Origin of the sequence: Mesorhizobium sp. IMUNJ 23232 (genome assembly GCF_044326205.1) — a bacterium.
Classification (GTDB): domain Bacteria; phylum Pseudomonadota; class Alphaproteobacteria; order Rhizobiales; family Rhizobiaceae; genus Kumtagia.
This window is the reverse complement of record NZ_JBIRCY010000051.1, coordinates 41,745-52,006: the sequence shown is the minus strand read 5'-3', so window position 1 is coordinate 52,006 and position 10,262 is coordinate 41,745. Positions and strand designations below refer to the sequence as shown.

The following is a 10,262-nucleotide window of genomic DNA, read 5'->3' as shown; positions in this document are numbered from 1 at the left end:
GCCTTGCGCGGGCCGCGCGCATCGCCGTCGGCCATCGCCGGCGCCGGGCGCGTCGCGCTGCGGATCACGAACTCGACCCTGAGCACGTCCGGGTCTTCCTGCTTCCAGATATCCAGCACAAGGTCGAGATAATGGCCGTTGATCCACGACCGCAGGAAAGCCGTCGGCACTGAGATGCGCACAAGCCCCTTGGCGGTCTCCGCGAGCTTCATGCGGGCGAACCAGCTCGAATAGACCTCGCTCCCCAGCCGGGCCTTCAACTGCGTCTTCACGCGTTCGAACACGCCGTCCACGCCGCTGGATGCCGCCATGCTGTTATTTTCCTCGATGAGATTCATAGGCAAAAGAAAGCCCGTCCTGGCTTTCCTCTCGACGCTGCTTTGCATTTGGTCCACCTCGTCTCCCTTCGCTGCCGTGCCCAGGTCCCCACCCGTACCCGCATCGGCAAGCCTCGTATGGTTCGCGCGCCGCAGCGCAAACCGCCCGCATCTTCTGTTTCGGCCCATGGCCGGACGACACCGCGCTTTCACCGCGCGGCAATAAACACCTCCCCCCGGCCGAGACCGAAGCGAACTCGTCTGCGATACCCCTAACCCCACTCGTCAATCGCTCGAAAGACGCATACCTTCTACGCGCACGGAAAACACCCGTGTCACACATCCCGCCGCTTTGTCAGGATTGGTTGGCCGCAAGCCCGTCTTATCGATGGGCAGACATTAACGAACCAAAGGGGGCTCTCGCAAGGGACGTATAAACTGTTTTTTAAACTTTGCCGGCAACGAAAACTCCTATTTCGGGCGCCATCCAATGGAATGCTGAAGCCAATGCGTTGTGATTCAAAATCTTATCCAAATCACCCTGCAAACAAGCGCGCCGGCGAAATAATTTAAAAGAATCTACTTGACAAAAACGCAAGCCCGGAGACCGGTTTGATGCTTGGGGATATCCTGTGGATAAATACAAGCCAAGAGACTGATTTCTAAAGGGAAAAATGCCTGTGGCAAATTTATGAACGTCATAATCGGCCAAGATGAACATTAGTAAAAAGAGATACGCGACGGTACTTTTGAGCGTGCCGCAACGTCACCTCCGGCGCGCCTAAAAAATAGCACGGGCAGGGCTTCGACGACAAACAAAAACCCGGCCTGGAAGGCCGGGTCGCAACGTCGCTGGAAAATGCTGTTTCAGGTCAGGCGGAAAGCGCCTTGACGCGCTGCGCGAGGCGCGAAACCTTGCGCGAAGCGGTGTTGCTGTGCAGCACGCCCTTGGTGGCGGCGCGCATCAATTCGGGCTGTGCCGCCTGGAAGGCGGCGGCTGCCGCGGCCTTGTCGCCGGAAGCAAGAGCCTCTTCGACCTTGCGGACGAAGGTGCGGACGCGCGAGCGGCGGTTCTTATTGATCGCGGCCCGGCGGGCGATCTTGCGCGTAGCCTTTTTGGCCGAGGACGTATTGGCCATGATGCCTCTTTCGTGTCTTAATGGTGGGCGCTCGAACGGGATCGTCCGGAGCACAAAAAATTCCGGGCAGCCAAAGGCCGCCCTGACTGGCGCGGCTTATAGTCGAGCTTTCCAATTCCGTCAACGTGGTTTCGCAGAGTTCTCGGCCCGCCGCAAACCGTGCCGGTTTAGCGGTTCTGGAAATTCGCCAACCGCTTCTCGGCGAAGGCGGCCATGCCTTCCTTCTGGTCCTCGAAGGCGAACAGCGAGTGGAACAGCCGCCGCTCGAAGCGCAACCCTTCGCCAAGCGTCGTCTCGTAGGAGCGGTTGACCGCCTCCTTGGTCATCATCACGGCGGGCAGCGAGAAGCCGGCGATCTTGGTTGCGGCCTTCAGCGCCTCCTCGATCAGCTCGCCCGCCGGCACGACGCGCGACACCAGGCCTGAACGCTCGGCTTCCGCCGCATCCATCATCCGGCCGGTCAGGCACATATCCATGGCCTTGGATTTTCCGACGAAACGGGTGAGCCGCTGCGAGCCGCCCATGCCGGGCATGACGCCCAGCGTGATTTCCGGCTGGCCGAATTTTGCCGTATCGGCGGCGATGATGAAGTCGCACATCATGGCGAGCTCGCAGCCGCCGCCCAGCGCATAACCCGCGACCGCCGCGATGATCGGCTTGCGCAGCCGCGTGAACTGTTCCCAGCCGCTGAAGAAGTCGGCGAGATACATCTCCGCATAGGTTGCCGACTGCATCTCCTTGATGTCGGCGCCGGCGGCGAAGGCTTTTTCCGAGCCGGTCAGCACCAGCGCGCCGATCTTGGCGTCGGCCTCGAACGCCTGCACGGCGACCAGCAGTTCCGAAAGCACTTGGGTGTTCAGCGCGTTGAGCGCCTTGGGGCGGTTGAGCGTGATCAGGCCGACCTTGCCCCGCGTCTCGACGATGATGTCCTGATAAGCCATGTGATCTCTCCCGTTCGCGCCAACCGAGTAAGCTATTTCTGGCAGGACCGGCAATAGAAGGTCGAGCGGCCGGATTGCACCACGCGCTCGATATGGCCGGGACAATTGGGGCGCAAGCAGGGCTCGCCCTCGCGGTCGTAGACCGAGAACGAATGCTGGAAATAGCCGAGCGAGCCGTCCGTCTGGATATGGTCGCGCAGCGACGATCCTCCGGCTTCGATGGCTTCGGCGATGACCGAGCGGATCGCCATGGCCAGCGCATCGCTGCGCGCGAAAGCCTGCTTGCCCTTGACCGCGATCGTGCCGGCGGCGCGCATCGGCGAGAGTTTTGCGCGCCACAGCGCCTCGCAGACATAGATGTTGCCGAGGCCGGCGATGGTGCGCTGGTCGAGCAGCGCGGCCTTCAGCGGCGCGATGCGGCCGATGAGCAGGTCGCGCAGCATGGCGCCGTCGAGCGCATTGCCTGTCGGCTCCGGGCCGAGGCCGAGGAGCATTGGATGGTTGTTCGCGCCATCCTCGGCAAACAGCATGAAGCCGAAGCGGCGAGGGTCGTTGAAGATGACCCGTGCCGGGTTCCCGGAAGGTTGGGCGAGGTGGAACACGACGTGGTCGTGCGCCGCCGCCTTCGAGCGCTCGTGTTGGAACTGGCCGGGCAGGGCGGCTGGTTCCTCGTCGCGCTCGATGCGGAACGAGCCGGACATGCCGAGATGGCAGATCAGCGCCGGTCCATCCTCGACCTCGACGATCAGATATTTGGCGCGGCGGCCGAGCGAGGTGATCGTTCGGCCGGCAAGCCTTTTGGCGAAGCGCTCGGGAAATGGAAAGCGCAGATCCTTGCGGCGAAGCTCGACGCGGTCGATGCGCGCGCCCTCCATGACCGGCTGCAGCCCGCGCCGCACCGTCTCGACTTCCGGCAGTTCAGGCATGCGCGGCAATGATCTCCGCGAAGGAAGTGCCGTGCGCACCCTTGTCCAGGCCGAGATACGCGGCGACTGTCTCGCCGATATCGGCATAGGTTTTTCGCAGGCCGACCGAACCGCCCACACCGCCGGGGATCATGCCGAAGATCGGTACGCGCTCGCGCGTATGGTCGGTGCCGCGCCAGGTCGGGTCGCAACCATGGTCGGCGGTCAGCAATAGCAGGTCGCCTTGCCTGAGTTTTGCGATTGCTTCCGGCAGCCGCCGGTCGAAGGCTTCGAGCGCTGCCGCATAACCCGCGACGTCGCGGCGATGGCCGAACTCGGTGTCAAAATCGACGAAATTGGCGAAGACCAAATCACCGTCGCCGGCGTCGTCCATCGCGACAAGCGTCTTGTCGAATAGCGGAAGATTTCCCGCGGCCTTGCGCACTTCGCTGACGCCGCGATGGGTAAATATGTCGCCGATCTTGCCCATGCACAGCGTGCGTCCGCCGGCCGCGACCACGCGGTCCAGAATGGTCGGCTCCGGCGGCGGGACGGCAAAATCCTTGCGGTTCGGCGTGCGCTCGAAGGTTGCGGCGGTCTCGCCGACGAAAGGCCGGGCGATGACGCGGCCGATGTTCAGCGGGTCGACCAGTTTTCGCACGGTCTTGCAGAGCGCCAGCAGCCTTTCGAGCCCGAAATGCTGCTCGTGCGCGGCGATCTGGATGACGGAATCGACCGACGTGTAGCAGATCGGCTTGCAGGTCCTGACGTGTTCCTCGCCGAAGCGTTCGATGACCTCGGTTCCCGATGCGTGGCAATTGGCAAGGATGCCGGGAACTTCGCCTTCGCGGATGATCGCCTCGACCAGCTCGGCCGGGAAGGCAGGCACGGTTTCGGGAAAATAGCCCCAGGCGAAGGGCACCGGCACGCCGGCGATCTCCCAGTGCCCGGTGATCGTGTCCTTGCCGTTAGACAATTCCTGCGCCGATCCGTGGAATGCGCCCTCGGCAAGCTTCGCCAATGGGAACGGGTCCTCGCCGGCGGCGACGCGCGCCGCCTGGCCGAGCCCGAGCGATGCCATCACCGGCAAGGCCAGCGGGCCGCTGCGCAGACCCTGGCGGTCGGCGGCCCCGGAAGCCGCGGCCCGCGCGATATGGCCGAGCGTGTCGGAGCCATCATCGCCGAAGCGCTCAGCGTCGGGCGCACCGCCTATGCCGAAGGAGTCGAGAACGAAGAGGAAGGCGCGCGCCATGATGTTTCGGCCCGGAGGGAACAGGCTGCTACACATAGGACTGGCGCAAAGGAATGGCAAATGGCGGCACCGGGGACGAATCCGCCATGTTCTACCCATTGCGTTAACGGTGTCGGAAACCAGATGCCGGGAATGCGGTCGGAAATATTTGAATTAACATTTCATAAAGGTGTTTGAACTGAGGCTGAACGGGCCAGCCGGCCTGGGTTCAGGACCGATGGCGCAAAAGAGGGCATGTCCAGTTCGAGGGAATGCCACATGTCTGTTGTGCGTATCGGCGCGGTCCTGCTGCTCGCGCTTTGTTTCGGTGTCCTTCTGTCGAGGGTCGTCAGCCTCGGTGTCGATCCTATGGAGACCCGGTCGACAATGAACCTTTGTGATTCCGGCGGCCGGCGGCCTTGCCCCTGAGAGGCGACGGCTGATCCTCGCCGGTTCAGCGGGCTCGGAAGGCGTCGGATTTTCCAAGGGAACAGGGCTCAATTTTGAGCGCGGCCGCCGAAAGGTTGCCGCTTGCAAGCCTGCCGGATCTCGGGAATATCGGTGGCCACGCAAAATCCGCGGGCGGCGGGCGTGTCGGCGGATGCCGATATGCCCGGACCGGCACTGACACGAGGGAGGACCATGGGCACCTATCACGAGATTCTCGACCCGCGCTTCGCGCGCCTGTTCAACGGCAGCGCTCAGGTGGACAAGCTCTTCACCGGATGCCGCTGGGCGGAAGGCCCGGCCTATTTCGCCGCCGGGCGCTACGTGGTCTGGTCCGACATCCCCAACAATCGCATGCTGCGCTATGACGAGACCGATGGCGGCGTCAGCGTCTTCCGCGAGCCATGCGGCAATACCAACGGCAACACCACGGACCGGCAGGGCCGGCTGGTGAGCTGTGAGCATAGCGGCAGGCGCGTCAGCCGCACCGAGTTCGACGGTTCGATCACCACCATCGCCGACCGCTGGAACGGCAAGCGGCTGAATTCGCCGAACGACGTGGTGGTACGCTCCGACGGCTCGATCTGGTTCACCGATCCGGCCTATGGCATCGAGACCGACTATGAGGGCGACAAGGCCGAGAGCGAGATCGGCGCCTGCTACGTCTATCGCGTCGATCCGGGAACGGGCGCCGTCGAGGCTGTCATCACCGACATGGTTCGGCCGAACGGTATCGCCTTTTCACTCGATGAGCGCCAGCTTTACGTGGTCGACACCGGCCGCACCCATGGTGCACACCACCCCGCCCATATGCGGGTTTTCGACGTCGATGAGGCCGGCAAGGTGTCTGGCGGCCGGGTGTTCGCCGAGTGCACGGCCGGGCTGTTCGACGGTTTCCGCCTCGACTCCGACGGCCGCATCTGGACGAGCGCGGCCGACGGCGTCCACTGCTACGATCCGGACGGCACGCTGATCGGCAAGGTCAAGGTGCCGGAAGGCGTCGCCAACGTCGTCTTCGGCGGGCCGAAACGCAACGTGCTTTATATATGTGGCACGACCTCGCTCTACAGCGTCCGCCTGATGGTGAACGGCGCGAAGACCTATTAGGCCCTCGTCGGTTCCCAGACAGCCTCGTAGAGCTACAGGCTTTCCGCGGCGGGCCGCCGGTTAGCCCTCCGCTTCGCCAGCGCGGCGGAGCGCGCCGACCTGCGCAGCGCGGTTCGCATGGCAAGCACTGTCTCGCGAACGACCGGGATCGCCCAGCGCGCCGTCGCGGCCGCGATGAGCAGACTGGCGACGGGATCGATGAAACGCGCCAAGGCCGTGTCGCCGAGCGTTATGGTCGCGACGAGGGCGGCCGCGATCAGCACATTCGACGACAGCTTGTCGGAGAACAGGCAGATCTGCGAGCGGACCAGCGCGGATGGGGCGTCGCGCCCCCGCGCCCTCCAGCGGCGGAGGATCCAGAAATTCATCACTCCATAGACGACGTTGAGTGCGGCCCCCAGCATGACGCCGCCTCCCTGCGGCACCATCCCGCCGGCCATGATCCTCTGAACAGCGACGATCGCCACGATCGTCATCGAAAGCGTCATGCACAGCGCTACCAGCGCGCTGGCGATCGTCTCGCCGCGCGCATGGCTGGAACTGCCGCCCGATCGCCGGTGCCGGCGCTCGGCCAGAACCCACACCGACACCAGGGCGGTCATGTCGAGGAAGGTCAGCGCCAGATCGGCGCGGATGGTCAGCGATGTGGAACTCGCCGCGGCAATCGCCGTCAGCACCAGGCCGGGCGCTGCCGCCAGCAGCGCATGGCGCGCCGTCCGCACGATCTGTTGCGTGTCGTTGCGTGTGCAAGGCGTATCGGTTCGCATCGGTCCAAAACCCTCCCGTGGTCCTGGCCGTGCTGATGAAGGTGTGATGTTGCCCGGATTTGCCTCGACCGGGCCTTATCGTTTCAGTTGTGTCGCGGAGGTTTCAGGCTGTGTTTCGGGCCGATGTCGCCCGGCCGGTTCACGACAGAGTTGAAACGAAGGGAGCAGGATTCCCGTCAAGCGCGACAAATCGTTGAAACAAACCGTTCCTAGGTCACCGCCCCGATCGGGCCGCGTCGTGCGGCCCTCCAACAACAGAACGGGATTTGACCATGGCCGTTTCGACCTGGAGCGCGGAAGCGCTCATCAACAACAACATTACCGGCAACCAGACCGATTCCTCGGTCGCCGCGCTGAAGGATGGCGGCTTCGTGGTGGTTTGGACCGACTACGACTCCAACCAGTTGCATGGCGGCGACGGCAGCGCCTCCTGCATCAAGATGCAGCGCTACGACGCCGCCGGCCAGAAGGTCGGCGACGACGAGATCGTCAACTCGCTCTCGCCGGAGGGCGTGCAGCAGCACCCCGACGTGGCGGTACTGGAGGACGGATCCTTCATCGTCGTCTGGGAAGACGGTTTCGGCTCGACTTCGACCGACCAGGCGATCGGCTGGAAACAGTTCTCGGCCGACGGTCAGCCTCTGTCGGACATTGCCCATTGGATTCCCAGCGCCTCGGTCAACTTTATCGGCCCGTCCGTCGTCGCCAAGTCCGATGGTGGATTCGCTATCCTGGTGGACAAGCTCGATGCCAATGGCCACTCGGTTTTCAACTACGACTCGGACGGCAATCCCGACGGCGTCGACTACAACTCGACTTCCGCCTTCTGGGACGAGCCGGAGTTGGCCTTCCTCAGCAACGGCCAGCATGCAGTGGCCTATGACAACGACAGCACCGGCAACATCGAGGTGCGGGTGAGTCAGGCCGACGGCAGCATTCGCCAGGTCGCCGTCTCGCAGACGGCAATGTCGTCGAACAGCGAGCCGGCAATCGTCGCGCTGAAGAACGGCGGCTTCGTCGTGACGTGGACGGACGAGAGCCAGACCAAGACCGACAACGACCAATCGGCGGTGTTCGGGCGCGTTTTCGACAATGAAGGCAACGCGCTTGGCGCCGAGTTCCAGGTAAACCAGCTCGTCACCGGCTACCAGAACGAGTCGGACCTCGTCGCCCTTCCGAGTGGCGGGTTTGCCGTCGTCTACTATGGGTTCAGCAACATTCGCGGCTCGATCTTCGACGCCAGCGGCCAGCGTGTCGGCGGCGAATTCAACGTCAACACGGACAACGGCACCCAGAATCGGCCGTCCATCGACGTGCTGGCCGACGGGCGGCTGGTCTTCACCTGGACGGACATGAATGACGGCACCGGCGATGGCGACCAGGGCGGCGTGGTGGTGAAAATCCTCGACCCGCGCGACGGCTCGATCTCCGGCACCGACTACGGCGAGACGATTTACGGTTCGGTCGGTGACGTTGCGGACACGATCAGCGGGCTCGGCGGCGGTGATACTATCCATGCCGGCGAAGGCAATGACATCGTCAAAGGCGGGCTCGGCGCCGACCATCTTAACGGCGGCGACGGCATCGACACGGCGTCCTATGCCAATGCCACCAGCGCGGTGGTCGCCAGCTTGGCCAATCCGTCGATCAACAGCGGCGAGGCGGCCGATGATACCTATGCCTCGATCGAGAACCTGGTCGGCTCGGCCCATGACGATGCGGTCAACGGCGACAATGCCGTCAACGTCATCCGTGGCCGCAATGGCCAGGACACGATCAAGGGTTATGGCGGCGACGACACGCTCCATGGCGACGACGCCAACGACGTGCTGATCGGCGGGACGGGAGCGGACACCCTGATCGGCGGCGCCGGCAGCGACACCGCCTCCTATGCGGGCGCCGGCGCGGGTGTGATCGCCAGCCTTGCCAACCCCGCCATCAACAGCGGCGACGCCGACGGCGACAGCTATTCGTCGATCGAGAACCTGACCGGTTCGAGCTTCGACGATTCCCTGTTCGGCGACAACAATGTGAACGTGCTGTCGGGCGGCGGTGGAGCCGATGTGTTCAAGAGCTATGGCGGCAACGACACTGTCACCGGCGGTGCCGGCGCGGATATCTTCGTCTTCAACGCGGCGCTCGATGCGGCAACCAATGTCGACACCATCACCGACTACAGCGTGGCCGGCGACACGATCCATCTGGAGAACGGCATCTTCACCGCCCTGATCGCGACCGGCGCGCTCGCCGCTTCCGCCTTCAAGGACATCGCCGTCGCCGCCAAGGACGCCAACGACCGCATCATCTACAACTCCGACACCGGCGCGCTCTATTACGACGCTGACGGCTCGGGTGCCGCCTTCGGCAACGTCAAGTTCGCCACGCTGAGCGGCGAGCCCGGCCTGACCGCGGCGGATTTTGTGGTGATCTGAACACGAGAACCGCCGGCCGCCGGGCACCCCGCGGGTGTCCGGCGGCCGTTGCCGCGTGCAATCGCGTATGCACGCATGGGCCGGAGGCTCGGCTGGAAACGTTAGAGAAGCACAAGGGCGGGCCGCAAACATTTGTTTCGCCCGCCCTCATCCTTTTCCGGTCAGTCACACTCTAGGAATGCGGCTTGGGAAAGACATATCCCGCGCCGCGGAGTGTCTTGATCAGGTCCGGTTTGGACGGGTCGGTTTCGAGGCGGCGGCGCAGCCGGTTGATGCGGCTGTCGATGCTGCGGTCGAACGGGTCATCGCCGCGCGGCGGCGCGAGGTCGAGAAGCTCGTCGCGGGTGAAGACGCGACCGGGATGGACGGCGAACGCCGCCACGAGGTCGAGTTCCATCTGCGTCAGCACGACGGGCGTGCCGGCGGGATCGGTGAGGTCGCGCTTCTTCGGATCGAAGACATAGGCGCCGAACGCCACGCAGCCCGGCGGCAGCGAGGGCAGGCCCTCGGCGGCGCGCGGATTGCGCCTGCGCAGGATGGCGGCGATACGCGCCTCCAGCTCCACCGGAGCGAAGGGTTTTGCGATATAGTCGTCGGCGCCGACTTCGAGGCCGGCCACCCTGTCGAAGGCCGAGTCGGCGCCGGTCAGCATGACGATGCCGAGATCATGATGCTCACGCAGCCAGCGGGCGAGCGCAAAGCCCGTCTCGCCCGGCATATTGAGGTCCAGCACCACCAAATCGGCGGGTTTGGCGGCAATTACCGCGCGCAGTTCCGCGCCGTCATGGGCGACGCGCACGGCATGGCCCTTGGCGCCGAGATAGTCGCCCACCATCAGCGCCACGGCCCGGTCGTCGTCGACAACGATGATGTCGGCCATTCCTCCCCCGGTCAGCAACCACGCATAGCTATAGCCGCCGGACGCCTTGACGCAACCGAGGCGGGGCGGCGATCGACACAATTGTTACAAACGGGC

At 64.2% G+C, this 10,262-nt stretch carries 9 protein-coding genes; 2 read left to right on the top strand and 7 right to left on the bottom strand.

The features are described 5' to 3' along the window. The 5 genes from ACH196_RS28795 to ACH196_RS28775 form a co-directional block, all read right to left on the bottom strand. Window positions 1-311 (bottom strand): DnaA N-terminal domain-containing protein (locus tag ACH196_RS28795; protein WP_396650279.1); only part of this gene is annotated, 311 nt, incomplete at its 3' end. Window positions 312-1,189: 878 nt separating this feature from the next. Further along, window positions 1,190-1,456, bottom strand: coding sequence for a 30S ribosomal protein S20 (gene rpsT / locus ACH196_RS28790; protein WP_396650278.1), 267 nt, complete (start codon window positions 1,454-1,456; stop codon window positions 1,190-1,192). A gap of 167 nt (window positions 1,457-1,623) precedes the next feature. Then, a complete protein-coding gene (locus ACH196_RS28785) occupies window positions 1,624-2,397 on the bottom strand; it encodes an enoyl-CoA hydratase (protein WP_396650277.1) in 774 nt (257 codons plus the stop codon). A gap of 32 nt (window positions 2,398-2,429) precedes the next feature. Further along, window positions 2,430-3,323, bottom strand: coding sequence for a bifunctional DNA-formamidopyrimidine glycosylase/DNA-(apurinic or apyrimidinic site) lyase (gene mutM, locus ACH196_RS28780; protein WP_396650276.1), 894 nt, complete (start codon window positions 3,321-3,323; stop codon window positions 2,430-2,432). Continuing rightward, window positions 3,316-4,554, bottom strand: coding sequence for a phosphopentomutase (locus tag ACH196_RS28775; protein ID WP_396650275.1), 1,239 nt, complete (start codon window positions 4,552-4,554; stop codon window positions 3,316-3,318). The genes mutM and ACH196_RS28775 overlap by 8 nt, the downstream gene beginning before the upstream one ends. A gap of 621 nt (window positions 4,555-5,175) precedes the next feature. On the opposite strand from ACH196_RS28775, the gene ACH196_RS28770 reads away from it, so the two are divergent. Continuing rightward, entirely contained in the window at window positions 5,176-6,087 is a 912-nt protein-coding gene (locus ACH196_RS28770) for an SMP-30/gluconolactonase/LRE family protein (protein WP_396650274.1), read from the top strand. Window positions 6,088-6,119: 32 nt separating this feature from the next. On the opposite strand, the gene ACH196_RS28765 is transcribed toward ACH196_RS28770, so the two are convergent. Next, window positions 6,120-6,854, bottom strand: a complete 735-nt coding sequence (locus ACH196_RS28765) for a cation transporter (RefSeq protein ID WP_396650273.1) — start codon at window positions 6,852-6,854, stop codon at window positions 6,120-6,122. Between the two features lie 272 nt (window positions 6,855-7,126). On the opposite strand from ACH196_RS28765, the gene ACH196_RS28760 reads away from it, so the two are divergent. After that, window positions 7,127-9,286, top strand: coding sequence for a calcium-binding protein (locus ACH196_RS28760; RefSeq protein ID WP_396650272.1), 2,160 nt, complete (start codon window positions 7,127-7,129; stop codon window positions 9,284-9,286). A gap of 172 nt (window positions 9,287-9,458) precedes the next feature. On the opposite strand, the gene ACH196_RS28755 is transcribed toward ACH196_RS28760, so the two are convergent. Next, window positions 9,459-10,166 (bottom strand): response regulator, encoded by a 708-nt coding sequence (locus tag ACH196_RS28755; protein WP_396650271.1) that lies wholly within the window; start codon window positions 10,164-10,166, stop codon window positions 9,459-9,461. Window positions 10,167-10,262: the final 96 nt, after the last annotated feature.